Origin of the sequence: Marinobacter sp. VGCF2001 (genome assembly GCF_049943275.1) — a bacterium.
In the GTDB taxonomy this organism is placed as follows: Bacteria; Pseudomonadota; Gammaproteobacteria; order Pseudomonadales; family Oleiphilaceae; genus Marinobacter.
The window spans coordinates 260,310-286,090 of sequence record NZ_JBNFVX010000002.1 but is presented as its reverse complement, the minus strand read 5'-3'; the positions used below and the strand labels follow the sequence as shown (position 1 = coordinate 286,090).

Here is a 25,781-nt window from a genome sequence, read left to right as displayed (position 1 = left end):
GGGGTGCCTCCCAAAACACGCTCCTGGCGGCACATCCCTGTGTCGCTTGGGTTCCGCCATCAATGGCTCCACACAGTTTTGGGAGGCACCCCCCACCACCGCTCGTCAGTCACAGGAGTCGCCTGCCCGTAACCCCGGCATCGAGCTTCTGGGCTGTGTTTTGTCGACAAAACACGTCAAACCACGCTACACAGAGACTCACTCAGGCAACAGCCCAACCGCAGCCAAACGCTCCCGAATCCGGTCCAGCGCTTCCGGGTTGCCCAGCGCATCCCGGTTGTCGGCTTTGCTGGAGCCGTTGATCAGCCGGGCCACCGCCAGTTCCACTTTCTTTCCGCTACGGGTGTAGGGAATGTCTGGCACTTCAACGATGTGTTTGGGCACGTGCCGGGGGCTGGCGCCTTCACGGATTCGGGTTTTCAGGGTTTTGGCCAGGTCGTCGTCGACGGTCTGACCTTCGGCCGGAACCACGAACAGCACCACTTCCACGTCGCCGTCGATCTGGCGGCCAACCACGAGGCTGTCTTTGACCGCATCAATGGTTTCCACCTGGCGGTAGATTTCCGCGGTACCGATACGCACACCACCAGGGTTGAGCGTGGCGTCGGAGCGGCCGTAGATGATGGCACCACCATGTTCGGTGAATTCAATGAAGTCGCCATGGGCCCAGACCCCGGGGAAGGTGTTGAAGTAGGCGTCTTTGTAGCGCTCGTTGCCCGGGTCCTGCCAGAAGCTCACCGGCATGGACGGCAGCGGCTGACGGCACACCAGCTCACCCCGGCCTTCCTGCACCGGCTGGCCGTCGTCGCCATAGGCCACAGCGTCCACGCCCAGGAAGCGGCACTGGATTTCACCCCGGCGCACCGGTAACAGGGGCGTGGCGCCGACGAAGCAGCCGCAGATGTCGGTGCCACCGGCGATAGAGCCCAGCAGCACGTTGGGCGCGCCGTCGGTATAGATCCAATCGTAGTCTTCCGGCAACAGCGGGGAGCCGGTGGAGAACACCACGCGCAGGTGGCTCTGGTCCAGGGTTTTCGCCGGTTGCAGTCCGGCTTTGCGGCAGCCGGCGATGAAACGGGCGCTGGTGCCGTAGTGGGTGACCCGTTCTTTCGCTACGGTTTCCCACAGGAAGTTCAGGCTCGGGTAACCCGGGGAGCCATCCACGGTGATCACCGCCGCGCCGGTCAGCAGGGCCGAGGCCTGCCAGTTCCACATCATCCAGCCGCAGGTAGTGAAGTACAGAAACCGGTCCTCGGGGCCAACGTCACCGTGGAGCATCAGTTCCTTGGCGTGGTTGACCAGCAACCCGGCAGTGCCGTGCACAATGCACTTGGGTTTGCCGGTGGTGCCGGACGAATACAGGATGTACACCGGATGATCCGGATCGACCGGGGCGAACGAAGGCGCCTGGCCTTTGCCGGCCTTCATGGCGTCATCCCAGGTGGTAACCAGTTCCCCGGGGATCGGTGCCTCGTCGGGCAGTTGGGCAACACTGACCACGGTTTTCAGCGAAGGCAGGCCGGCAATCAGCTCGGCGAAGTCTTCCTGCCGCGCGAACACTTTACCGCCATAACCGTAGCCGTTCACCGCGATCAGCGCCGCAGGCTCGATCTGGCCAAAGCGGTCGTTGATGGCGCCAATGCCAAAGTCCGGTGAGGCGGAGCTCCAGATCGCCCCGAGACTGGTGGCCGCCAGCATAGCCACCAGGGCTTCGTAGCCATTAGCGACCACACCGGCCACCCGGTCGCCCTTGACGATGCCCTTGCTGCGCAGGAAGGCTTCCAGAGCACCGGCGTCGGCTTTCAGCTCGGCGTAGCTCTTGCGCAACACCGGGCGGGTTTCGCAATAGGCCACCACCGCTTCTTTATCAGCATGATCGCCCTCCGCCAGCCGCAAGAGGTTGGCGGCGAAATTCAGCTTCATACCCGGAAACCATTCGGCACCGGGCATCTCGCGGTGGCCCAGCACCCGCTTGGCTGGCGTTTCGGAAACCAGGCCGCAATAGTCCCAGACTTTCTGCCAGAAGGTGTCGAGTTCGGCCACCGACCACTGGTGCAGGGCATGGTAATCGGCAAAGGGGCCAAAGCCCTGACGCTCCAGCCAGGTTTTGAACCGGCCCATCCGGGAATGCGCCAGGGTCTCGTCTGAGGGAGACCAGACTACCGGTGATTGTTCTGTGTGACTCATCCGTCTCTCCAGAAAATTACTGCATATGCCAGCCGTGGCTGACCACAATCGACTGGCCAGTGAGGGCAGCGGACGGGAAGGCTGCCAGGTGCACCGCCAGTTCTGATACGTCTTCCAGGGTGGTGAACTTCCCGTCCACGGTATTCTTCAGCATGACCTTGTTGATGACTTCTTCTTCGGAAATGCCCAATTCTTTGGCTTGTTCCGGTATCTGCTTGTCCACCAGCGGTGTGCGCACGAAACCGGGGCAGATAATGTTGCTGCGTACTCCATGCTCCGCACCTTCTTTGGCCACCGCCCGGCACAGCCCCAGCATACCGTGCTTGGCGGCGACATAGGGTGCTTTCAGAGGGGAGGCTTCCAGCGAGTGCACCGACCCCATATAAAGCATGGTGCCACCACCGCTGGCATACATATGCCTGAGTGCCGCACGAGTCATCAGAAAGGCACCGTCGAGATGCACGTTCATGACCTTGCGCCAGTCCGCGTACGCAAGTTTGTGCACCGGATCGATATGCTGAATGCCGGCGTTGGCGATGGCAATGTCCAGCCCGCCCCACTGTTTAACCACATTATTGACGTTTACGTCAACTGCATATTCATCAGTTACGTCCATTTCAAGGGCGATGGCGGTGCCACCGGCCCGCTCAATGGCAGCCACCGTATCCTGTGCTGCCTGAAGCGTTAGGTCAGCCACAGCGACTTTAGCTCCTTCACGGCCATAAGCCTCCGCAATGGCGCGACCAATGCCGCGGCCAGCACCGGTAATCAGGGCAATCCGGTTTTCCAGACGCATGGTTATTTTCTCCTTAATCGTAAGCCACACCGGGCAGCCAGGTCGCGATTTCCGGGACCACAAAGACAATGGCCAGAGCGACCAGCTGGATGATGATGAACGGCACAACCCCCCGATAGATATCGGTAACCTTGATCTCCGGCGGCGCTACGCCCTTGATGTAGAAAAGAGCAAAACCGACCGGCGGTGTCAGGAACGAGGTCTGCAGACACATGGCAAACAGAATGGTGAACCACACCAGGTCAAACCCCAGAGTCTGTACCACAGGCGCCACCAGGGGCAGGATGATCAGCGTGATCTCGACCCAATCCAGAAAGAACCCCAGCAGGAAAACGCCAAACAGGATGGTAAGCACCACGCCGTAAGGGCCAAACGGCAGTCCCAGAAGGGCGTCTTCGATCACCTGATCGCCACCCAGGCCGCGCAGCACCACAGAGAAGGCCGTCGCGCCGAGGAAAATGGCAAAAATGAACGCAGCGGTGCGGGTGGTCTGCTGCATGGAGGAATTGAGTACCCCCAGGTTCAGCCGGCCCGACATCAGCGCCAGCAGCAGCGCCCCAAGGGCACCAACACCCGAGGCTTCCGTTGGTGTTGCTATGCCGGCGAAGATGGAGCCCAGCACCCCGAGGATCAGCGCCGCCGTGGGTACAACGGCTTTGGCGACTTCCCAGACAATACCCCAGGTGACTTTCTCGGTCCCTTCCGGCACCGGCGCAATATTGGGCTGCAACATCGGCAAGATAATGGCGTAGGCCACGTACATGGCACCCAGCATCAGGCCGGGGAAAAACGCCCCCATGAACAGGTCGCCAACCGATGCCTCAGGCACCGCCAGCCGGTCAGCCATCAGAACCAGCATGATCGACGGGGGAATCAGAATACCGAGAGTTCCGGTGGCACAGGCCGTGCCCACGGCAAAGCCCTTGTCGTACTTGTTTTCCATCATCACCGGCAGCGACAACATACCCAGCAGGACCACCGAGGCACCAATAATGCCGGTGGTGGCAGCCAACAGCACTCCAATTACGATCACTGTCACCGCGTAGCCACCGCGCACCGCGCCAAACAGCTTGACCATGCTGTTCATCAATCGCTCGGCGACACCGGACTGGTCCAGCATGATGCCCATGAAAATAAACATGGGCAGGGCGACAAGGGTCTCACTGCTGACCACCTTCCAGATTCGTTCCGGTACCAGCCCCATGGACGACGAGTAATCGAACCAGAGATTGGCACCAAAATTTTCCACGGCAATCACACCGACAAGCGTCCAGATGACGGCGGTGCCACCCAGAACCCACGCCACCGGAAAGCCGGTCATTAACAGCGCCCCGAAGGTCAGAAACATACCGATCACAAACAGGGTTTCAAGTTCCATCAGGACGCATCCTCTTTCTGGTTCGCACCGGACTCGACCCGGATGGGCCTGGGAAAGCCGAACAGCAGAGCCGTCACTTTCAGCAAACGGGACAGGGCGGCCAGGATGAGCAGCCCGAAAGACAGCGCCAGAACTCCCTTGAGAATCCAGCGATAGGGCAGACCGGCCGGGGCCTGGCTGGTCTCGCCCTGCTGCCAGGAGCTGACGGCATAAGGGATCATCTCGTACACCGCCAGCCCGAGGAACGGCAACAACAGGACCAACAGGCCAAACAGTTCCACCCAAGCCTGGCCCTTGAGCGACAGGCGTTCGTGGAGAACGTCCACCCGCACGTGATCATCGGTGACCAGGGTATAGCCCAACCCCAGCAACCAACCCGCGCCCGCCAGGTGCCACTGGACTTCTTCCAGGGTGACCGACCCCATCCCGAAGGCGTAGCGGCCCACAACGGCGTAAATGATCACCCCGGTCACCACGAACCAGAGCCAGGAGGCGCTCTTGCCTATCACGGAAATAACACCGTCCATCAACCGGCTGAGCCGGGTCGTCGGAAACTCGGTGTGATGATGAATAAATTGACCGGCGTCCGACGCCGATGCGTGCACATCAGGCGGCGTGCCTTTATCAGATACGGCCATACCACAGTTCCTCGTTCAGAAAGCCTGCCGCGAAACACGGATGGCCCCGCAGGGCCATCCAGACTTCATCCGGGAGCGCCGGGATTGCTCATGGCGCCCCGGGTCAGCCCGCCCCTTTACAGATCAGCCGGAACGTAAGCACGGGTATCCCATACCTTGTAGGTGTCCATGAACGCCTGCTGGCTCTCATACACACGCTTGAAGTCGGCATCCTTGGCCGCTTCTTCCTCAAGCACTTCCTGTGTAATCTCTTTCAGCTTGAGCAGCACATCGCGGGGGATCTGGTCGGCCTGAACGCCTTTGTCCTGGAACTCCGCCAGAACCTTGCCGTTCTTGTACTCGCCCTCAGCCAGACCACGGGTGGTCGCTGCGGTGCAGGACGCCTCAACCAACGCCTTCTGGGCTTTAGTGGCCCGAGCCCACTCGTCCTTATTGATCAGCATATACTGCGCGGTGAACTGCTGGTGCCAGCCCGGGAACAGGTTGTATTTAACCACCTGGTTGAAGCCGAGAATCTGGTCGATAGCGGGCATGGAAAATTCGGTGGCATCGATGGTGCCTTTTTCCAGTGCCTGATACAGCTCGCCGCCGGGCATCATGGTGACCGAGGCACCCAGTTTTTCCAGGACCTTGCCGCCCAGGCCGGCGAAGCGAATCTTCAGGCCTTTGTAGTCTTCCAGGGTTTCGATAGGCTTGGAATACCAACCCGCGGTTTCCGGCCCGATGATGCCGCACAGTTGCGCGTGTACATCAAAGCCCTTGTTGGCGTAGGTTTCCTGCAGCATTTCATGGCCGCCACCATAGTAATACCAGCCAATATAGGCGGGAGGCTTCATTCCAAAGGGAACCGCAGCAAACAGGGGGATGGCAGGCACTTTGCCCTGATCGTAGCCAATCCAGGTGTAACCGGCGGACACCTTGCCATCCGAGACCGACTGGAGAATGTCGAACGGCGGCACCAGCTTTCCAGGCTCGTACACCCGAACCTGAATGCTGCCGTCAGAGGCCGTGGTCAGGTTGTCTGCGACCCAGGCAGCCGGGGACCCGAGGCCGGGGAGGTTGGTGGCAAATGCCACAGGCATTTTCTAGCGCAAATCATCGGCAAACGCAGAACCGGTGGTGAGAGCAATCGCACCGGCGACACCGGTGAGAGCCTTGAGAAGTTTCATTGGCAAGTCTCCTTGCTTTGTTGTTGTGTGCGGCCCTCGCGGAGCCTTGTCTGAGTATAGTCAGACCATGCAGAAACAAATGGACAAGACGTATTGTGGGTCCAACGGGTAACGCCAGTTTGTTGTCTGCCTTGTTCTGACGTCCTGCACACGCGGTAAAGCACACGACGTACCAGAAACACTTAGTTTTTATTTTTCATGGGGTTATGAATAAAAGAGATACTCGGGAAAGGCTAAACTGTCCGGAAAACAGGACACATAGAGACATCAGTCGTAGGCATTTGTCCTGATCGCCGGACAGGTGTCCGGATATCAGGACGTTTTGGCGAGTTTTTCGTAGAGAACCGAGCGGGATATCCCCAGCAATAGGGCCGCCCGGGTGCGGTTTCCACGGCAAGTCACCAGAGCCTCTTCAATCGCCTGGGCCTCCGCTTCAGCAACAATCCTCGCCAGTGGCCTTACGGAGCGCGTTGATAGCGGGGAAAGCTGGCGATGACTGGTCCGGGGCAACACTTTGAAAATGGCATCCGCGTCCAGGAGCTCTCCGTCCTCCCCCATGGTCAGTGCCCGCTCAATCACGTTGCGCAGCTCCCGGATGTTGCCGGGCCAGTCGTAGCCGGCCAGAGCCGCAACCCCGGCATCGGTGATGTCTGCCCGCACCCCGTGGCTCTCACTGATTTCGCCCAGCAAGGCTTCGCAGAGCACCCCCAGGTCGGCCAGGCGATCCCGCAGGGGCGGAATGGAAATCTCGAGAACGTTAAGGCGGTAATATAAATCTGACCGGAAACTGCCCTCGGCGAGCATCGCCTCCAGATTGCGACTGGTGGCGGCAATTACGCGCACATCCACCGTGGCTACCTTGTTAGACCCCAGCGGTTCAATCTCCCCCTCCTGCAGCGCCCGCAGCAGCTTTGCCTGCAATGGCAGGGGCATATCCCCCACCTCGTCCAGAAACAGGGTGCCGCCGCTGGCAAGCTGGAACTTGCCTTCCCGGGCACGGCGATCGGCACCGGTGTAGGCCCCCGGCACCACCCCGAAAAACTCCGCCTCCAGCAGGTTTTCCGGCACGGCGGCCACATTCACCCCGACAAAGGGCTTGTCGGCCCGACCAGAAGCGGTATGAATTGCCTGTGCCAGCACCTCTTTACCGGTGCCCGTCTCTCCCAACAGCAGCACCGGCATATCGCGACCGGCGGCGAGGCGCGCCCGGCGTTTGACCTCCAGCGCAGCCGGGCTGCCACCGACAAAATCGCCAAGGCTATAGCGGGTGTTTCGTGCTTTCCGGGCCAGGGCCTTCCGGGCCGCTGCAAGATCCCGGTGCAGGCGCCGGTACTTGGAAACCAGTGGGGTCAATGGCTGTAAATCGTCGTACAGCACAAACGCCACCGCCCCTACGATGGCGTCCTGCTCGTCGTAATAGGGCAGCCGGGTAACCACCAGCTGCTGCTGATTGTGTTCCATGATGTCCAGCAGCAGCGGTTTGCCGGTTTCAACCACCTCCGGCATTCGTGTTTGGGGAATCACCTTGCGTACCGGCTTGCCAATAACCTGAGACGGATCCCCCAGGCCCAGCAACTGGGCGTAGCTGCTGTTAATCCAGGTGATGTTGGCGTCCCGGTCAACGGCGATCGCACCGGCGCTGGCTTCCTCGAACATCGGAAACAGCGCCTCGATCAGGTTTCGGGTGAGGCCGCTTTTATTCTTGTGGGTAAACAGCTCGCTCATCGTGCAGGTACTCGCGGGTGGACGGCACTATGCCTTGAGAAAAGAATCGCTAACCGAGGCGCAGGAACGGCAACAAACTGATGCCGATAATCACCGCAATCGCCAGACAGGCTGCCAGCGTTCGCAGCGGATACCGCCGGAACATCGACCCGATACCGCCTATCTGCCCCCGCGCCATTCCCTGCTCATAGGCTCTGCGCTGGTTTTCATAACGCTCGCGCTGATACTCATCAAGCAACGCCCGGGCCCGGGTGGCCTCGTCGTCATCGTGTACCCAGAAGCCCCCCATGCTGATGCCCCAGCGGCTGGGCGGCGTTTCGTAATAGCGCACGTCATGCTGTTCGAACAGGGCCCGGATTTCCTCGGCCTCGTCATCAGGTACATGGCGCAGATTCATCAGGTGGTGGGGCATGGCGTGTCCGTTGGCTGGTATCAGGATCGTGATTGCTTATATGCTAGCAGCAAAGCACCCACTAACGAACTTGCCACCAGGACACTGAATGAGCCAGAACCCCCTTCGTCTACTGCTGGATTTCGATGCCCGCATCCAGCGTGACAGGGAGCAGCCTCCCGGCTTCCTTCACCGGCGAGACCGCCGCTTTGCCCTGGACTGCCAGCAACAGGGGGTTAACCCGAACGCCTCACGCTGGCTGGCGCATATGGACCGCCTGTCCGGGCCTGGCCAGGCCGTCAGCGCCGGCGATCGGGAGCTTCGGCGCTGGCGCCGGCTCAACAGCGGCTTTTTTGCCGGCGGTTGCCTGATCGGGACCGTCACCATGCTCGGCCTGTTGTTTTACGAAGGCGGCCAACGCATCAACATCACCATGATGCTGGCGTTCGTGCTGTTCCAACTGATACTGGCACTGGCGACCACAGCCCAGGCGCTCCTCGGCTGGCAACCCTGGCGCTCGCTGCTGAAGCGACTTGACCGCGAACCGGCCAGCCCCACCCGGGCCTCGCTGCAGCCATTGATGATGGCCCGTGCCGCCCACACTGGCGGCCTGGCCTTCGGCCTGGCCGGCCTGGTGACTTTGCTGCTGATGGTGGTGGTTCGGGATCTTGCCTTTGGCTGGAGCACCACGCTGGAGACCGCCGCGGCCGGCTACCATCAACTGGTCAGTGCCCTGGCCGCCCCCTGGGCCTGGTTGTGGCCATCGGCCGTGCCGTCCCTGGAACTGGTGGAAGCTACCCGGTTCTTCCGGGCAACGACGGGCTCCTCCGCAATCGCCCCCGCTCGCTGGGGCCAGTGGTGGCCGTTCGTGGTCATGCTGTGGCTGACCTGGACCGTGGTTCCCCGGGCGTTGATGCTGCTGTTCAGTCACGGCCTGTTGCGCCATCGCGCCAGACGACTGCTGGCCGCCCATCCCGGAATGCAGGCACTGCTATACCGCATGGAAACCGCCACCCTGGATACCGGTAGCAGCCACAACGACGCCGAAGATCTGCCGGATACCCGCACCGGGCTGCGCCCGGTGGCGCTGCCGGAATCCAGGATCGTGATCTGCTGGGCCGGCGCCGGCGAGCCGGAGCTGCCCCTACAACTGTTAGCGCCGGACACGCTGACCTACCGCGCCGGCGGCCGGGCCACGCTGGCCCAGGATGACGCCGTCCTCGCGGCCGTGGCCCAGGAGCGCGCTGATGGGAAAAGCCCCACCATTCTGGTGGTTACCCGCAGCTGGGAACCGCCAACCGGGGAGTTACACGATTTTCTGGATGCCGGGCGCACCCGCTGGCCGTCAGATACCCGGATCACGCTTGTGCCACTGGCCAATCATCCAACCCGGACGCCCTCCGCGCATCTGGTGCAACCCTGGCTCCGGTTCGCGGAGCGCCTGACCCCTGGCTTTGCATCGGTTGCGCTGCTTCCGGGCGATGCACCGCCCCGCTATCTGAACGGGAGTCTCCAGCCATGACCAAAGCGCCGGTCTTTGCCGTTGTCGGCCATCCGAACAAGGGCAAATCCAGTGTCGTCGCCACTCTGTCCCAGAACGATGCCATCGCCATCGCGCTGGAGCCGGGCACCACCCGGGCACGGCAGAATTATCCACTGTCGGTAGACGGCCGGACGTTATACACCCTGGTGGACACACCCGGATTCCAGCGTCCGCGACGCGTGCTGCAATGGCTGGAGGCCCACAGCATAGCCGCCTCGGATCACCCGGAAACGGTGCGCGCGTTTGTGCTCCAGCATCGCGGCGATGACCGCTATGTGGACGAGTGCGAATTGTTGGCGCCGGTTGTGGAGGGCGCGGGCATCATCTACGTGGTGGATGGTTCGGTGCCCTACAGCTCGGAACATGAGGCCGAGATGACTATTCTGCGCTGGACCGGGCGCCCCAGCCTGGCGCTCATCAACAGTATTGGTCCCGATGATTTCAGCGACACCTGGCAGGCCGCCCTGGGCCAGTTCTTCCAGGTTGTCCGCAAGTTCGACGCCGTTCGCGCACCGTTCGAGCAACATCTGAGTTTGTTAAGGGCCTTCGGCCAGCTGGAGCCAGACTGGGAAACCGCGCTGGAGGAAGCAACCCGTTTCCTTTCCGATCAGCGCCAGCAACGCCGGCACCAGTCGGCTGGCCTGATCGCCCGGGCCCTTGAAGACCTGATGTCCCACCAGGAACAACGCACGCTGACCCTGAACCAGGTGGCCGAAACCAGCGATGCCACGCTGGCCGAGACCTTGCGGGATCGCTGGTATCGGCACCAGAGACGGCGCGAGCAGAGCCTCCGGATCGACATCGAACACCTGTACCAGCACCAGCGCATCCGGCGCCAGGAAGCGGAGCTGCAATGGCACAGCCAGCACGACCTGTTTGCCGAAGATACCCGCAAACACTGGGCCGTCAGTAAACGCTACCTGGCTACCGCAGGTTTCGGCGCCGGAGCGGTTGGCGGTGCGGGTATCGATGCCGTCACCTTTGGCTCATCACTGGGTGCCGGCGCGCTGGTCGGCGGTCTAATCGGCGCCGCCGGCAGCTACTTCTACGGCGATCGTTTCACCTTGCCGGCACTGAATATCGGGCCATTAAAAGATGGCCTGAAAACTGCCAGCTTCGGGCCGGTCCAGGACAGCCAGTTTGGCTACGTGGTTCTGGGGCGGGCGGTAGATCACTGGTGGCATATCAGTCACCGCAACCACGCCGGACGTGAGCTGCTGGAACTGGAACCGGCCGACCACCACTGGCTGGAACAGCTCGACAAAACCAGCCGGCGGGAGTTGCAGCGGGCCTTCGATCGGTGCCGCAGACAGCGCCCTCTCAGCCACCAGGGCCGGGAAAAATTCACGGCTGCCATCGAACGGGCGATGACCGCTTATGACGACTGGCGGTTGAACCGAGCCTGAGGCGCGTGTTTATACTGTAAGGCTGTTCCATCACATAATGGGGATTGCAAATGAAAATTGTACGTGTGCAAGACATCATCGGTACCGAACGGGAAGTTCAGGGGCCGGGCTGGACCAGCCGCCGGATGCTGCTGAAAAAAGACGGCATGGGCTTCTCCTTCCACGAAACCATTATTCCGGCCGGTGCCGAACTGAATCTCTGGTACAAGCATCACCTCGAAGCGGTCTACTGCGTGGCCGGTAACGGCAAGATTCTCGACAAAGCCACCGGTGAGACCCACGAAATCACCGACGGCACCCTGTACGCACTCGACAAACACGACCAGCACACGCTGTACGGTGGCACGGAAGATATGCGCCTGATCTGCGCCTTCAACCCACCCGTCACCGGGCGTGAAGTGCACGACGAAGACGGCGCCTACCTGCCCGACACCAGCGAAGACTGATTCGCGCCGCCGTGGCTTCTTCATCTGCCACGACCACACCGCCGCCGCCAGCCAAACTGCTGCCGGTGGCGGTGTTGCTTTGGCTGTCCGGCGTATACCTGCGTATACCGATCCTGGTCGCGCCGCCGCTGGCCCCCTTTATCAGCGACGAGCTGGCGCTGAGCCAGGTGCTCACCGGTGCCCTGACCACGCTGCCTATCCTGATGCTGGCCATTGGTGCCATGCCCGGGTCGCTGGCCATCTCCCGTCTGGGTCCGCGCAACACCCTGGCACTGGCCATGGTCATCATGGTCATCGGCTCCGCCAGCCGGGGCCTGGTGCCAGACGCCACGACTCTGATGGTCGCCAGCGCCGTGATGGGCCTCGGGATAGCCATGATGCAACCCGCCCTACCGGCTCTGCTGCCGCGCTGGCTTCAGCCCCATCACGTGGCCCTGGGCTCTGCCATTTACATGAACGGCCTGTTGATGGGCGAATTTATCGGTGCCGGTATCACCCTGCCGCTCGTCATGCCGCTGTTGGACAACAGCTGGCGCGCCACGCTGATTGCCTGGACGTTGCCAGCCTTGCTGGTAGCGGCGGCCCTGTACCTGCCCAAGCGGGATCTGGCGCCACCCGCCCGTAAAGGAGCCTGGCTGCCGGACTGGAAGAACCCGCTGACGCTCCGGCTTGGTTTGCTGCTGGGCCTGTCGGGCTGTATGTTCTTTGGCCTGAATGCCTATATGGGGAATCTGCTGGAACAACAGGGGCAGTTTGACCGCCTCCCGCAAGCCCTGTTCTGGTACAACGTGGCCCAGGTCGCGGCCTCCCTGCTGATGCTGAAAATGGCCAGGGCCTGGGTAGGGCGGCGCGGGCCCATTATCATTCTCGCCAGCCTGAGCATTGCAGGCACCATTGGCATTTTGCTGCTCGACGGCTGGTGGTCGATCGCCAGTGCGACCTTTATGAGTTGCGTGGCCGGTATGCTGCTGATCCTGATGGTCGCCTTGCCTCCCCTGCTGGTGAGCTCCGCCGAAACCGGTCGACTGTCGGCGGGCACCTTTCTCGTCGGCTACACCATGGCCTTTTCGGTGCCGATGCTGGGCGGTGTCATCGCCGACTGGACCGGCGATACCCGTCACGCCATTCTTACCATGATTGCCTATAGCCTGTTGGTGTTACCGCTGGCCTTCACCCTGGATCTGGAACGCAAAAAGGACCAGCCCGTAAGCTGATCCTTTTCTGGATGCCCATTCTCCCTGGCGGGCTCCCCCTATCCAGCCGGAACGGCCGCCGGGCGGCCAGACTCCAGATCTAGATATAGTAGTCCTTCAGCGGAGGAAATCCGTTGAACTCGATGGCACTGTAAGTCGTGGTATAGGCGCCGGTAGACAGCCAATACATCCGGTCCCCGATCGCCAGATTCAGCGGCAGCGGGTACTTGTGATGCTCGTACATGATATCGGCGCTGTCGCAGGTCGGCCCGGCAATCACGCAGTCCTCGCCCTCGCCGGTTTTCTCAGTCCAGATCGGAAATTTGATGGACTCATCCAGGGTCTCGATCAGCCCGGAAAACTTGCCGACATCGGTGAATACCCAACGATGCAGCGCGGTGCGGGATTTTCGGGAAATCAGCACCACCTCACTGACCAACACGCCAGCGTTGGAAATCAGTGACCGACCCGGCTCGATAATAATCTCGGGCAACTCGTCGCCAAAGTCTTCGTGCAGGAACCGGGCAATTTCCTCGGCGTACACCGCCAACTCATTGGTGCGGGTAATGTAGTTGGCCGGGAAACCGCCGCCCATGTTGATCATCCTGAGCTCGATGCCATCTTCTTCTTTCAGGCGCTCGAAAATCACCTTCACCTTGCTCAGAGCCGCATCCCAGGCGCCAATTTCCCGCTGCTGGGAACCCACGTGAAACGACACGCCGTAGGGCACCAGGCCCAGATCCCGGGCCAGAATCAGCAGATCCATGGCCATGTCAGTCTGGCAGCCGAACTTACGGGACAGTGGCCAGTCGGCGGTCAGGGTGCCTTCGGTCAGAATGCGCACGTACACCTTCGAGCCCGGGGCCGCCTTGGCAATATTACGCAGGTCTGCCTCGGAATCGGTGGCATACAGGCGTACACCTTGCTCATAGAAGGTACGGATGTCTTTCGCCTTCTTGATGGTGTTGCCATAGCTGATGCGGTCACCGGTCACCCCCAGGGCCATTACCTTGTCCAGTTCATACACTGACGCGATATCGAAATTCGCACCTTTGTCCCGCAGCATGGTAAGAATCTGCGGGGCAGGGTTGGCCTTCACCGCGTAGTAGACGCTAGCGTACGGGAACCCTTCGACCAGCTCATCATACTGACGGTCAATGGTCTGGGTATCGATCACTACGAACGGGGTGTCCTTGCCATCGGCAAAGTCTTTGATCCGCTTGAAGGTCTCGGCGCTGTAGTAGTCGGCAATATCGGCGTTCGGGGTCTGGAGCATGGGTGGTGTGTCCCTCCCTGGGGCAAACAACCATAAAAAAAGGCGCCACAGCACGGCTGCAGCACCCATCAGATTTCGCGATCTTCGGGCTTTTCCCGGGGTACCGCAAATGCGCAGTTATACCCATTAACGCACACCCGAACTGCCCGCCCGAATCTTGAATTTCAGGCTTCAGGCCTGGGCTTTATGAAAACGAGGCGGCCTTGTTACTGTCGGTTAACAGCTACCGACACCGGCCAGGGATCATGCTAATGTCACGCTTCATCACTGAGCATTGGAGGTGGATGTGTCTGATATCGCCGCAATCGCATCCGGGTATACCCAGATCAAACAGCAACAGGTTCAGGAACAGGCGGAACTGGCCGTTCTGAAAAAGTCCATGGACATCGCCCAGCAAGGTGCGCTTCAGTTGCTTGAAGGCCTGACACAAACATCCGTTGCGACAACCGGCGCCAACCCCTCAGATAATGTGGGCAGCATGATCGACGTGCGGGCCTGACCGGTTTGTCTCTGCCTCAGACCGCCACTGGCCACGGCGGCGTTGGCTCGGTGGGGCTATCCGGGTCCTGGGGCCGGCTCTGGCGCTGCAGATAACCCAGTATGGCGTCTTTCAGATCACCGCCCTGACCCAGGCCCTGATTGCCGAACAAACGGTTAAATTCCAGCACATAGGGATAGCCTTCCACCAGGGCAATATCAAAACCGGCATGGTCTACTTCCAGTTCCCGGGCCAGACGCAGGGCCAACTCGGTAGCAGCCGCCGGCACGTCGCCGGTGACAATCTGGCCACCCCTGGCGACGTTGTTGTAGAACCCCTGCTCCGCCTGGGTACGCCAGTAGGCGGTCACAACCCGATCACCCACCACGACTACCCGCACATCCCGATCGATCGGAAGGTATTCCTGCACGTAGAGAACGTCTGTGCGATCACAGTACTTCAGCCAGTCGGCCCGGGTCTCAATCAGCCACACACCTTCGCCCATGCTGGCCTTGGGCAGTTTGGCCACAAAGGGCAGAGCCATGGCGTCCCACAACCTGTCACGTTCCTGTGGCCCGTTGCCTTCGATGAGGGTCCAGGGGGTGTGCTCAGGGGCCACGGTCTGAAAGGCGCGGGTCATTTCCACTTTGTCGTGACCAATGCGATAACTGGCGATACTGGGAAACACCCGGCACTTTAAGCCATGCACCAGGGCGTTGATCTGCCAGTATTCCGGAAACAGCACCCAGTCTGCCTCCTGCAACAGGGGCTTGTAGCGCAGGAAATGCTCGGGCTTCAGCACAGTGGTGTCGGGAAAGCCAAGGGTACGGAACACGTTGAATGAGACAAGGTGCATGGTGACAGCCGCACAGAGTGAAAATTGGCTGCATTTTATCCAGCTTTGGAACCCTGGCAAGGGTTATTTTATGCGTAAATTGACCGATCTCATGGCGGCAGTTAATGATACTGACAATAATTCGCATTAGCTGTCACTAATGAGGAGCCTTCCATGACAAAACACCTGATGCTGGCCGCCGCCACCTTGCTGTTCACCCTGCCTGCCTTTGGCGACGATGAGTACGATCACTACAAAGGCGAGCCCTCAAAAACCCTGGAACAGGCCGTGGCCAATTTCTCCGAGTACAACAACCGGCTTGAGCAGGTGTTGGCCGGTGATCTGACACCAGAGGCCATGAACGAAGTTCACCAGCTCACCTACACCCTGGAAAATGCCCTGGGCAAACTGGAGCATGAGCTGGAGGGCATTGCCGAGCGGCTGGAGAAAGTGCACAAGGCTTCCGAGCACGCGGCTCCGGATACCGTGAAAGAGCAAGGTGCGGTGTATCTGGAAAAGAGCCGGTCCATCATCCGGTAACGGCCACGGGCTGCCGAGCTCCGGTTATTACTCACTGACTAACCGGAGCCTGCCATGGGCCCGTCAGCCAGCGGAGCGTTTTTTCGTTCCCTGCTGAGCCTGGGCCGTGAGTGGATCTTCCGGCCAGGGGTGTTTCGGGTAGCGACCCCGGAGTTCTTTGCGCACCTGCGGATAGGCGTTCTGCCAGAAACTGGCGAGGTCTGCGGTAACCGCGAGCGGGCGCTGGGCCGGGGACAACAGGTGGATTACCACGGGCACCCGGCCGCCAGCCACCATCGGTGTTTCGGTCCAGCCAAACAGGGCCTGCAGCTTGGCGGCCAGCACCGGGCCGTTGTCGGCGGTGTAATCCAGCGTCACCTTTTGGCCGGTGGGAATGGCCAGCGCTTTCGGAGCCAGTGCATCCAGTTGTTGTTGCTGTGGATAATCGAGCAGGCTGTTCAGGGCGGATATCAGATCAAGCCGGGCCAGATCCGACCAGCGCTGAATGCCGGCCATAAACGGTGCCAACCAGTTTTCCAGGCCGGCCAGCAGGGCAGAGTCCGTCACCTCCGGCCAGTGGCCGGGGAACTGCGTGGCCAGTAACTGCACCCGGGCCTGCCACTGGCGGGCGGCCTCGTTCCAGGGCAACCGATCCAGTCCTTTGCGACGCACGGCATCCAGCAAACCCTGCTGGATCAGTTCGGGGTCCACCTGCTGCAACGGCTTTTCCGCCAGTATCAGGGCGCCAAGCTTGCGTACGCGACGCGCCACCACCGTGCCCCGCTTGTCGTCCCAGAGGGCCTCTTCCCGTTCTTGTATGTGCGCGGCCAGGTCCTGCTCCAGATCCGCGAGATCCACTGGCGCCGCCAGATAAATCGTCGACTCCCGGGCCTTGCCGTCCAGGTCTGCAGCCACCAGCCAATCCTCCCGGGCCAGCGGATCACCGTCCCTCAGGCTCGCTCCCTTGCCATTACTGAGCTGGTAGCGCGGCGCCTCGCCTGAACGGCGGCGGGCAATGCGATCCGGATAGGCTTGAGCCAGCACGCGCCCCACTTCGGTTGCTGCCGGCACGTTCCCAGACGCAGGCTCCCGGCACAACCGTTTCGCCCCCTGCCGCACCGCCTGCAACCGGGCCGCATCCAGGCCACGGGGTGGCCGTTCTCCCCGAACCATCCGGATCCGTTCGTGCAAATCGGCGCCGGAGCCGGGCCCCAGCAGGTCACGCTCTTCCAGCAATGCCGCCAGTTCCGCTGCCAGCTGGTCAAACCCCAGAGCCCTGCCCCGGATAACCATATGGGCCAGACGGGGATGTAGCCCCAGATCCCGGGCGGCCTTGCCGTGATCGGTAATAGCACCGTCAGCATCCAGCAAATCCAGCCACTGCAATAAATCGACCGCCTGCTGCCAGTGGGCTTGTGGCGGCGCGTCAATCCAGGCCACCTGATCCGGTGAACGAGCCCCCCACTGGGCCAGCTCCAGTACCAGCGGTGCCAGGTCCGCCTCCTGAATCTCTGCTGGCGTGAAGTCAGCCAGGCCGAACTGCTCCGACTCGCTCCATAACCGGTAGCACACGCCCGGTTCGACCCGTCCTGCCCGGCCTTTACGCTGCTCGGCAGAGGCTTTGGACACCCGGCCGGTGACCAGGCGAGTCATGCCACTGTTGGGATCAAACACGGCCCGACGCTGCTGGCCGGCATCAACCACTACCCGAACGCCTTCAATGGTCAGGCTGGTCTCTGCAATGGCAGTGGCCAGGACCACCTTGCGAGAACCGTCCGGGGCCGGTGCAATGGCCCGGTCCTGTTCCTCAGCCTTGAGGTTACCGTACAAGGGTGCCAGCACCACGTTTTCCGGCAGTTGCCCCGCCAGCTGTTGCGCCACCCGGCGAATTTCACCGGCCCCGGGCAGGAACACCAGCACCGAGCCAGGCTGGTCTTCCAGGGCCTCCAGCACCACCGCCGTGACCTGATCCACCATCCGGGCATTGCGGGACAAGGGCCGATAAAGGACATCCACCGGAAACGCCCGGCCTTCACTGGAAATCACCGGCACATCACCCAGCATCTTGGCAATGGGCGCGGTATCCAGTGTCGCGGACATCACCAGAAGGCGCAGGTCTTCCCGCAGCGCCTGCTGGCTCTCACGCACCAGGGCCAGGCCCAGATCGGCCTGCAGGGAGCGTTCATGGAATTCATCAAACAGAACAGCGGCGTAGTCTTCCAGCATGGGATCGTTCTGAATCAGGCGGGTGAGTATGCCCTCGGTCACCACTTCGATCCGGGTATGGCCGGAAACCCTGGTATCCAGCCGGGTGCGATAGCCCACCGTCTGCCCGGGCGCTTCGCCCAACTGCTTCGCCATATACCGCGCCGCGGACCGGGCCGCCAAGCGCCGGGGTTCGAGCATCAGGATTTTGCGGCCATCGCGCCAGGGTGCATCCAGCAGGGCCAACGGCACCCGGGTGGTTTTACCCGCGCCGGGCGGCGCCTGGAGCAAAGCGGTGGTGGTCCGGGCCAGCGTGCTGGTCAGTTCCGGGAGAATGGCATCAATCGGGAGCATGGTGCTGGGCGCTTGCTGGAATGTGGCCGCAGTTTACCATGCCTCAGGAGCGGGCGTGCCAGGCTTCAGGCCGGGGCACGAAGAACGCGAACACCAGGCCAAATGCCAGTGCTACCACTCCGATGCCGAAGGCCGACACCAGCGTACCGCCGGCATCCAGCCACTGTTTGGTCAGCCAGGGGCCGACCATCTGGGTAAAGCCATACAGTGCCACCATCGCCGCCGACAGGCGCGGGCCCTGATGGGGATGCAGGGCGCGGCCGATGCGCTGGGTCAGCAATACTGTGCCCAGAAAGGTGCTGCCGACCAGGGCGGCACACAACACCAATCCCAAGGCACCAGGCCAGACCACGGTGGCCAGCACACCGGCCAGCTGAATCAGAAAATTCAGGCGAAGGGCGGGCAAGTCTCCCATCAAGGCCCCCAGCTTGTTCCACAGCCAGGGCGCCGGGATGGTGAACAGGGCGACAATCACCCAGGTGCCGTCCAGCAAGGCGTGGCCCTCAGGCAATTCCAGTTTTGCCAACAGGGGCAGGAAGGTCATGGGCAGGATGTAACCCAGGCCCGCCCCGGCATAGGACAGGAACAGCGGAATGCTGGCGCGATCCAGCAACGGGGTATTGACCACCGCCTTGCCGGAGTCATCGTGCTGGCGCACCGGCACCTCAAGATGCCGCAACTGCATGGCACCCCACCAGGCCAGCGGAATCGACAACAGGGCAGCCGGCCACCAGCGCTCCGCGCCTTCCAGCAGGCCGGCGGTCCCGGTGACCAAACCACTGGACACCAGCAGCCCTACACCAACGCCGATATAGACCAGACCGCTGAGAGAGGCCCGGTTACGCAGTACCAGCCATTCCAGAATCAAGGCTGGCGCCTGGACGAATACCACGCCGTTCGCCACACCGTTCAGCCAGCGGGTGGCGGAAATCACCGTCAGCTGGTCGGTCTGGGTCACGATCAGCGTGGTCACCACATGAACCGCCAGGAACAAGGGCAACATAAGCCGGATCTGATCGATGCGATGCCAGCGGATCGCCAGCATCGCCCCCATCAGATAGCCCAAATAGTTCCAGGTGGCGACGGCGGCACCGTCCGGCGCGCTGAACTGGTCGTCGGCCACGAGATAGGGCAGCAAGGGCGTGTAAATAAACCGACCCAGGCCGTGCACCACCAGCAGCACCAGACTGCCGGCGAGCAGAACCGTAAACAGTTGCCTGGGGGTTGGGGTGTTTGCAGCACTCATGGCTTGGGCCCGGTCGTCTGGTTATGAACGGAAGCCGGGCAGTGTAGGATACTGGCGGAGACTTGTCAGTGAGACCTTGGCCTCAGCCTGGCTGACGGTTGGCGTTGGCCCACTGATAGATGCGTTCGAAAGCTTCAGCCAGCTGCTCGGGCTTGTGAGGCGGCTGGATCAGGGCCTGCAGTTCACCCTCGGGGTTCAGCAACGCGAAATGACCACTGTGGTCAACCAGCAGTTCACCATCGACTTCCCGATGCACAAACACTGCACTGACGCTTTTGGCAACCTCGCGCAGTGTCTCCAGATCGCCAGTCAGACCGTGGAAATGCTCACCGAAGAAATCAGTGTAGGCACGGAGTTTTTCTGGTGTGTCGTGCTCCGGGTCTGCCGAGACCAGCAGGTAATCGGGTTGCGGCAGTTCCGGTGCCAGCAACTGATCGGTGCGGCGCAGATTGGCCATGGCGGCCGGGCAGATGTCCGGGCAGTTGGTGTAACCCACAAACACAAAAGTCCAGCGTCCTTTCAGGTCGTCCCGGGTAACGGTTTCACCTTCTTCACTGACCAGCGAGAAAGGCACCAGGGGGCGTGGCTGTTCATAGACATAGGTGTTGTACTGGCTCAGATCCGGTGCCGGCACCGGCTCGTCGCCCACCAGAAAGACCTGCCGGCCAACGGTCAGCCCAAACACCAGTACTACCAGCAACAGCAGAGCAAACAGCGTAATCCGAATCGACCGCCCCATAGGGCCTCCCCACCAAAGCCATCACTGCCGGTCAGGCCGCGATGAACACGAAATGATCCACCAGCAGTACCACAAACAGCGCCATCAGATACGTGATGGAATATTTGAAGGTGTTCAAGGCAACCCGACGGTCATCACCACGTAACAGACGCACCGAATACTGCAAGAACCTTAAGCCTAGCGCCAGCGCACCCACCAGGTAAATACCGCCGGACATACCTGTGACAAACGGTAGCAGGCTGACCGCCAGAAGCATCAGGGTGTACAGGAGAATGTGCAATTCGGTGTAATGGTTGCCATGGGTAACCGGCAGCATGGGGATACCCGCCTTGGCGTACTCCTCTTTGCGATGGATCGCCAGGGCCCAGAAATGCGGCGGCGTCCAGGCGAAGATGATTAAAACCAGCAACAAGGCATGGCCTTCGACCTGGCCGGTGACTGCGGTCCAGCCCAGCAGGGGCGGCATGGCCCCGGCCAGGCCGCCAATGACAATGTTCTGGGGCGTGGCGCGCTTCAGAAACAGCGTGTAGATACCGGCGTAGCCCACCAGCGAAGCCAGGGTCAGCCAGGCAGTCAGCTCGTTGACCTGCCACACCAGCACCACCATCCCCAGAGCGGCCAGCACCGTGGCAAACAGCAAGGCGTCGAACGGGGCTATCCGCCCGGTGGCCACCGGGCGTTTGCGCGTGCGGGCCATGACCGTATCGATTTTCTGGTCAACCACATGGTTGACCACCGCCGCCGCACCGGCCAGCAGCGCAATACCGAGATTGCCAAACACAAGCACGCTCCAGCCCGGCACACCCGGCGCCGCCAGCAACATCCCGATGAGCGAGGTCAGAATCATCAGCGCAACCACCCGTGGCTTGGTCAGTTCCAGGTAATCACGCCAAGAAATGCCAGCCGTGGCTGTTGAGTTATGGACCGGCAACATCTTCACTTGCTCGCTCATGCCGTAACCTCCCGGTTTATCGTTGTTGTGTGGGGTGCGGGGGACATTGCTGGCTGTACCAGCTGATGATGGCGCCAGATCAGGTGCACCATCGACAGTAACAGGCCGGCACCCATGGCATTGTGGGCAACGGCAATCATCAGAGGGATGTGCAGCCAGACATTCGTCAGCCCGAGGCCGAACTGGAGCGCCAGTGCAACGGCCACCAGAACGACGGCGTTATCGAGGCCACTCTGGCCGCGTCGACGCCAGAGCAGGGTCAGCATCACTCCCAGGTAGGCAAGAACCACCAACGCACCCAATCGATGGCTGACATGGATAGCCACCCGGCCGTCACTGGTTAATTGCCCCCCCAGATAATTGGGGCCCACGTGCTGGGTAAGATCGAATCCGTGCCGGAAATCCATGCCCTGAGGCCACCACTGGCCCTGGCAGGTGGGCAGGTCGGTACAGGCCACGGCGGCGTAATTGGCCGCGGTCCAGGCACCCAGTGCAATTTGCAGAATCACCAGCAACAAACCACCATAAAGCCAGGGCCGGAAACGGGCCAGAGAGCCGGCCACCGAAAGCCCGGACGCTTGCCGGCCAAGGGCCTGTCGCCGGAGGCGCAGCGTCAGCAGCAACAGCAGGCTCAGGGTGGTGAATCCCCCCAACAGATGCAGGGCGACCACCTGAGGCCAGAGCTTGAGGGTGACCGTCCACATACCGAACGCGGCCTGCAAGATGATAAATCCGGCAATAAACAAGGGCAGTTTGACCGGCAGACCAGCGCGGCGGTGGCGAACCGATACCGCTGCGAGGCCGAACACCAGCAAACCGAGAGTGCCAGCCGCATAACGATGGATCATCTCTGGCCAGCCCTTGGACACGTCCACGGGTGTGTCCGGAAAGCGGGCGTTGGCAATGGCGATGTTGGTTTCGCTCTGGGGCACGGTCAGAAACCCGTAGCAGCCCGGCCAGTCCGGGCAGCCGAGACCGGCGTGAACCAGCCGGGTCCAGGCACCCAACATGATCACCACCACCGCCAGCGTACAGGCCAGGGTGGCCCAGAGCGCCAGTTTCCGGGCGATGGGCCGGGACAGTTCCGTCGAATCGGATGCGGTCATTGCTGCGCCACCTCAGCCGATCTGGGACAGTTTGAGCAGATGCTTGAGATCTTTCAGCATTTGCTTGCCCGTGTGCTCGGTGCCGTAATGCATCATGATGTTACCGAACGGATCGATCAGGAGAATTCTGGGTTGTTGGCCGGGTTCGACCCCCCCAGGCCAGGCTGGCGTTGTTCCGGCGACCGGCTGTAGCCGCTCCATCAACCGGTATTCTTCGGGCCACCGCCGTGCCAGGTCGGCAGGCAGGGAACCAATCACGGCGGCACGGCCGATCCGGGGCGCGTTCTTGCCCAGCGCAATGTTGACCTGGCGAGACAGGTACAACAATTGCTCACAAGCCTCGGTACAACGCTCCGCGGCAACCAGCAGCAGCCATTTCGGGTCGGTCAGATCGGCGCCGAACCGCGCTTGCAGCGGGGCATTATCGGCGGTTTGCAAGTTCAGCTGCGCCACCGGTACCGGTGGCTGCACCAGCCGCCCCTGATTGGTCTGTCCGGCCGGGTTCAGCCAGCCGGTGTAGAACATCACCGTGGCCACCAACATCGGACCAAAACCGACCGCAAAAAGCAGCCAGGCGGTGCGCCGGCCTCGCCGGATCTGTTCAGGGTTGGGGCCCTCCCGGTCGGGCAGGGCATCAGCCGTTGTCGTTGTCATTGTCGGCTCCTGTCTCGGGTCTTTCGCTATTTTTTTTATAACTCGCCACCAAGGTCAATATAGTCAGTACGGCCGCCAGCGCAAACCACTGGAACGCATACCCGTAATGGGTTTGCGGCCCCATCACATCCGGCGCGCGGTCTGCCCGGTAAGCACCCGGCTGCTGGCTGTCTGCCAGATGCACCGTCATGGGCGCCGGTTGGATACCCAGCGCCTGCACCCGCTGCATCGGCAATGCCTGCACCCGCCTGGGCCATCCTCCGGCAGCCGGTTCCTGATCGCCCAAAACCGGCGGTTCCGGATAGACCGCCAACCGCCCCTGCAAACTCAACAGCACCTCCGGTGTCTGTATCTCCGGCAGTTGCTGGCGGTGCGCAGGCGCCGGTAACCAGCCCCGGTTAATTACCACCGGCGGGCCTGACACCGGCTCAAACAGTGTCAGCACCTCGTAGCCGGCGCGGCCGTCCCGGGTCCGGTTATCCAGCAACCATGTCTGCCCGCTGTACCAGCCAGAGAGCATCACGGGCTGGCCTTGCCGAAGCTGGCCGCCTGCCAACATCTCTTGCCAGTCAGCCTCGGCAACCCCGGTCGTCCAGGCCTGCAGCAAGCGGGCCTTCTCCTCCGCACGATTGAGTTGCCACACCCCGAGATTGAACAGTAGTGGCAGAAATACGCCCGCAAACACCAGCAAACGCCAGTCAAAGTGCCAATGTCCAGACCTGAAACCCACCTACCGCTGCTCTGCTATAGTGAAGTGACACGCCGGACGCGCCATCCTGACCATCGCCGCGTCATCAAGCCGACAAACTGACTCGACCGGGCACCCCATGCTGAAATTCGTGATTGTCATACTGCTGTTTGCCGTCATCATCAGCCTGTTCAGCGGGCTGTTTTTTCTCATTCGCGACGGCGGCAAAACCAACCGTGTGGTCAACTCCCTGGCGGTGCGGGTCTCCCTCAGCGTGTTGCTGTTGCTGGTGATACTGATCGCACTCTGGACCGGCGACCTCACGTTGAACCCAACGCCCTGACGTGGGCCGCCTCACAGCACATACACAAACACGAACAGCCCCAACCAGACCACATCCACAAAGTGCCAGTACCACGCCGCCGCTTCGAACCCAAAATGGTTATCGGCGGTGAAATGCCCCTTCGCGATCCGGATCAGCATGATCACCAGCATCAGGGTGCCCAGCATCACGTGCGCGCCGTGGAAACCGGTGAGCATGAAAAAGGTACTGCCGTAGATGCCAGACCGCAGGGTCAGATCCAGGTCCCGGTAGGCATGCATATACTCATAGCCCTGGACAAACATGAACACCACGGCCAGGGCGATGGTTGCGGTCAGCCAGAGCTTCACTTTCGCCCGGTTACCCGCTTTCAGAGCGTGATGCGCGATGGTGACCGTAAACGACGAGGTCACCAGTAACAGTGTGTTGATTAGCGGCAGACCCCAGGGGCCGATCACAGCTTTCGGCCCCGGGTACACATCCGGATTGGGGTTGTTGATCAGTGGCCAACTGGCCTGGAAGCCTTCCCACAGCATATTGGTGCTGCCTTTATCACCCTCGCCTCCGAGCCAGGGCACCACGAACACACGCACATAAAAAAGGGCCCCGAAAAACGCGGCGAAGAACATCACCTCGGAGAAAATGAACCAGCTCATGCCCCAGCGGAAGGAACGGTCCATCTGGTCACTGTAAAGCCCGGCCCGGCTTTCACGAATCACGCTGCCGAACCAGCCAAACAGCATATAGGCCATGATCAGCGCGCCCACCCAGAACATGATCCAGGACCCGGTGGTGCTTTCGCCCTGATTGCCATTGACCATAATGGCTGCGGCCCCATACAGGGTTACCCCCAGGCCAACCGTGGCCACAATCGGCCATTTACTCTGTTCGGGAACGTAGTAGGTCTGGTGATCCGCCATAGCTGTCTCCGATGGCCTAGCCGTTATTGTTGGTTGTTTTTGCCGCCCCGGCGGCACCCGACACCTCGGCCTTCTGGCTCTGGTCGTACAGGGTGTAGGACAGTGTCAGCTTGGTGATGTGTTCCGGCAGTTCCGGATCCACGATAAACACCAGAGGCATTTCTGTGCTTTCGCCGGCTTCCAGGGGCTGCTGGTTGAAACAGAAACACTCGGTCTTGTGAAAGTACAGGGTGCCCTCGGACGGAGACAGGCTTGGAACCGCCTGCCCGACCATGGCCTGGTCACTGCCGTTCTCGGCGTAGAAATTAACGGTCACCGGCTCACCGGGGTGCACCTTGATGCTGCGGGTCACCGGTCGGAATTCCCAGGACATTCCCGGGCCGTTACTCGCCAGGAATTGAACCGTCACGGTGCGATTGGCATCCACCTGGCTGCTAACCGATGCCTCGTATCGCCCTCCGGTCTTGCCATTGATGCCGGTGATTTCACAAAACACATCGTAAAGCGGCACCAGGGCAAATCCGAAAGCGAACATACCCACCACACCGCCCATGCACCAGGCAATCACCCGGCCATTACCGCGTTTACCCTGTGATGTTTCTGGCTGAGCCATAC

25 protein-coding genes are annotated in these 25,781 nt (G+C 61.3%); 7 read left to right on the top strand and 18 right to left on the bottom strand.

The annotated features are described in order from the left end of the window. Nucleotides 1-198: 198 nt before the first annotated feature. The 7 genes from ACP2AU_RS04450 to ACP2AU_RS04420 form a co-directional block, all read right to left on the bottom strand. Complete coding sequence (locus ACP2AU_RS04450; RefSeq protein WP_426374838.1) at nt 199-2,187, bottom strand: acetoacetate--CoA ligase; 1,989 nt, start codon at nt 2,185-2,187, stop codon at nt 199-201. A 16-nt stretch (nt 2,188-2,203) separates the two neighbouring features. Next, nucleotides 2,204-2,983, bottom strand: a complete 780-nt coding sequence (locus ACP2AU_RS04445; protein WP_426374836.1) for a 3-hydroxybutyrate dehydrogenase — start codon at nt 2,981-2,983, stop codon at nt 2,204-2,206. A 13-nt stretch (nt 2,984-2,996) separates the two neighbouring features. Next, nucleotides 2,997-4,361: a TRAP transporter large permease gene (locus tag ACP2AU_RS04440; RefSeq protein WP_426374835.1), complete on the bottom strand. Its 1,365-nt coding sequence runs from the start codon at nt 4,359-4,361 to the stop codon at nt 2,997-2,999. Then, nucleotides 4,361-4,999 carry a TRAP transporter small permease subunit gene (locus tag ACP2AU_RS04435; RefSeq protein ID WP_426374833.1) on the bottom strand — a complete coding sequence of 213 codons (639 nt, stop codon included), beginning with the start codon at nt 4,997-4,999 and terminating at the stop codon, nt 4,361-4,363. Before ACP2AU_RS04435 ends, ACP2AU_RS04440 begins: the two co-directional genes overlap by 1 nt. A 116-nt stretch (nt 5,000-5,115) precedes the next feature. Further along, nucleotides 5,116-6,081: a TRAP transporter substrate-binding protein gene (locus ACP2AU_RS04430; protein ID WP_426374831.1), complete on the bottom strand. Its 966-nt coding sequence runs from the start codon at nt 6,079-6,081 to the stop codon at nt 5,116-5,118. A 399-nt stretch (nt 6,082-6,480) separates the two neighbouring features. After that, a complete protein-coding gene (locus ACP2AU_RS04425) occupies nt 6,481-7,893 on the bottom strand; it encodes a sigma-54 interaction domain-containing protein (protein ID WP_426374830.1) in 1,413 nt (470 codons plus the stop codon). A gap of 49 nt (nt 7,894-7,942) precedes the next feature. Continuing rightward, nucleotides 7,943-8,305 (bottom strand): DUF6164 family protein, encoded by a 363-nt coding sequence (locus ACP2AU_RS04420; RefSeq protein ID WP_426374828.1) that lies wholly within the window; start codon nt 8,303-8,305, stop codon nt 7,943-7,945. An 88-nt stretch (nt 8,306-8,393) separates the two neighbouring features. On the opposite strand from ACP2AU_RS04420, the gene ACP2AU_RS04415 reads away from it, so the two are divergent. Genes ACP2AU_RS04415 through ACP2AU_RS04400 form a run of 4 tightly spaced genes read left to right on the top strand, consistent with a single transcriptional unit; the run spans nt 8,394 to nt 12,893 of the window. Continuing rightward, the gene (locus ACP2AU_RS04415; protein WP_426374826.1) at nt 8,394-9,806 is read left to right on the top strand and encodes a DUF2868 domain-containing protein; all 1,413 of its coding nucleotides are present in this window, start codon (nt 8,394-8,396) and stop codon (nt 9,804-9,806) included. After that, complete coding sequence (locus ACP2AU_RS04410) at nt 9,803-11,233, top strand: GTPase/DUF3482 domain-containing protein (protein WP_426374825.1); 1,431 nt, start codon at nt 9,803-9,805, stop codon at nt 11,231-11,233. Before ACP2AU_RS04415 ends, ACP2AU_RS04410 begins: the two co-directional genes overlap by 4 nt. Before the next feature lie 50 nt (nt 11,234-11,283). After that, a complete protein-coding gene (locus ACP2AU_RS04405) occupies nt 11,284-11,679 on the top strand; it encodes an ectoine synthase (protein WP_426374823.1) in 396 nt (131 codons plus the stop codon). A gap of 11 nt (nt 11,680-11,690) precedes the next feature. Next, the gene (locus tag ACP2AU_RS04400; RefSeq protein WP_426374821.1) at nt 11,691-12,893 is read left to right on the top strand and encodes a CynX/NimT family MFS transporter; all 1,203 of its coding nucleotides are present in this window, start codon (nt 11,691-11,693) and stop codon (nt 12,891-12,893) included. Between the two features lie 79 nt (nt 12,894-12,972). Here ACP2AU_RS04400 and ACP2AU_RS04395 read toward each other — a convergent pair whose 3' ends face one another. Continuing rightward, nucleotides 12,973-14,148 carry a type III PLP-dependent enzyme gene (locus ACP2AU_RS04395; protein WP_426374819.1) on the bottom strand — a complete coding sequence of 392 codons (1,176 nt, stop codon included), beginning with the start codon at nt 14,146-14,148 and terminating at the stop codon, nt 12,973-12,975. Between the two features lie 286 nt (nt 14,149-14,434). Between ACP2AU_RS04395 and ACP2AU_RS04390 the strand changes: the two genes are divergently transcribed. Then, nucleotides 14,435-14,647, top strand: coding sequence for a putative motility protein (locus ACP2AU_RS04390; RefSeq protein ID WP_426374817.1), 213 nt, complete (start codon nt 14,435-14,437; stop codon nt 14,645-14,647). Between the two features lie 16 nt (nt 14,648-14,663). On the opposite strand, the gene ACP2AU_RS04385 is transcribed toward ACP2AU_RS04390, so the two are convergent. Beyond that, on the bottom strand, nt 14,664-15,482 hold the full coding sequence (locus ACP2AU_RS04385) for an ATP-grasp domain-containing protein (RefSeq protein WP_426374815.1): 819 nt from the start codon (nt 15,480-15,482) through the stop codon (nt 14,664-14,666). Between the two features lie 153 nt (nt 15,483-15,635). Here ACP2AU_RS04385 and ACP2AU_RS04380 point away from each other — a divergent pair, with 153 nt between their 5' ends. Further along, nucleotides 15,636-16,001, top strand: a complete 366-nt coding sequence (locus tag ACP2AU_RS04380; RefSeq protein ID WP_426374813.1) for a DUF6746 family protein — start codon at nt 15,636-15,638, stop codon at nt 15,999-16,001. A 63-nt stretch (nt 16,002-16,064) separates the two neighbouring features. Here ACP2AU_RS04380 and hrpB read toward each other — a convergent pair whose 3' ends face one another. From hrpB to ACP2AU_RS04345, 7 genes are all read right to left on the bottom strand, one after another. Continuing rightward, complete coding sequence (gene hrpB / locus ACP2AU_RS04375) at nt 16,065-18,539, bottom strand: ATP-dependent helicase HrpB (protein ID WP_426374811.1); 2,475 nt, start codon at nt 18,537-18,539, stop codon at nt 16,065-16,067. Nucleotides 18,540-18,582: 43 nt separating this feature from the next. Further along, the gene (locus ACP2AU_RS04370) at nt 18,583-19,785 is read right to left on the bottom strand and encodes a YbfB/YjiJ family MFS transporter (RefSeq protein WP_426374809.1); all 1,203 of its coding nucleotides are present in this window, start codon (nt 19,783-19,785) and stop codon (nt 18,583-18,585) included. Between the two features lie 82 nt (nt 19,786-19,867). Continuing rightward, nucleotides 19,868-20,524, bottom strand: a complete 657-nt coding sequence (locus ACP2AU_RS04365) for an SCO family protein (RefSeq protein WP_426374808.1) — start codon at nt 20,522-20,524, stop codon at nt 19,868-19,870. Between the two features lie 31 nt (nt 20,525-20,555). Next, the gene (gene cyoE / locus ACP2AU_RS04360; protein WP_426374806.1) at nt 20,556-21,476 is read right to left on the bottom strand and encodes a heme o synthase; all 921 of its coding nucleotides are present in this window, start codon (nt 21,474-21,476) and stop codon (nt 20,556-20,558) included. Continuing rightward, nucleotides 21,473-22,582 carry a COX15/CtaA family protein gene (locus ACP2AU_RS04355; RefSeq protein WP_426374804.1) on the bottom strand — a complete coding sequence of 370 codons (1,110 nt, stop codon included), beginning with the start codon at nt 22,580-22,582 and terminating at the stop codon, nt 21,473-21,475. Before ACP2AU_RS04355 ends, cyoE begins: the two co-directional genes overlap by 4 nt. 12 nt (nt 22,583-22,594) lie before the next feature. Continuing rightward, nucleotides 22,595-23,236 (bottom strand): hypothetical protein, encoded by a 642-nt coding sequence (locus ACP2AU_RS04350; RefSeq protein ID WP_426374803.1) that lies wholly within the window; start codon nt 23,234-23,236, stop codon nt 22,595-22,597. Then, nucleotides 23,217-23,966 carry an SURF1 family protein gene (locus ACP2AU_RS04345; RefSeq protein ID WP_426374801.1) on the bottom strand — a complete coding sequence of 250 codons (750 nt, stop codon included), beginning with the start codon at nt 23,964-23,966 and terminating at the stop codon, nt 23,217-23,219. Before ACP2AU_RS04345 ends, ACP2AU_RS04350 begins: the two co-directional genes overlap by 20 nt. 97 nt (nt 23,967-24,063) lie before the next feature. Between ACP2AU_RS04345 and ACP2AU_RS04340 the strand changes: the two genes are divergently transcribed. Then, nucleotides 24,064-24,267: a twin transmembrane helix small protein gene (locus ACP2AU_RS04340; protein ID WP_426374800.1), complete on the top strand. Its 204-nt coding sequence runs from the start codon at nt 24,064-24,066 to the stop codon at nt 24,265-24,267. A gap of 11 nt (nt 24,268-24,278) precedes the next feature. On the opposite strand, the gene ACP2AU_RS04335 is transcribed toward ACP2AU_RS04340, so the two are convergent. Together ACP2AU_RS04335 and ACP2AU_RS04330 are read right to left on the bottom strand one after the other, a co-directional pair. Continuing rightward, nucleotides 24,279-25,166 carry a cytochrome c oxidase subunit 3 gene (locus ACP2AU_RS04335; protein WP_426374798.1) on the bottom strand — a complete coding sequence of 296 codons (888 nt, stop codon included), beginning with the start codon at nt 25,164-25,166 and terminating at the stop codon, nt 24,279-24,281. Between the two features lie 16 nt (nt 25,167-25,182). Next, nucleotides 25,183-25,779: a cytochrome c oxidase assembly protein gene (locus ACP2AU_RS04330; protein WP_426374797.1), complete on the bottom strand. Its 597-nt coding sequence runs from the start codon at nt 25,777-25,779 to the stop codon at nt 25,183-25,185. Nucleotides 25,780-25,781 lie beyond the last annotated feature (2 nt).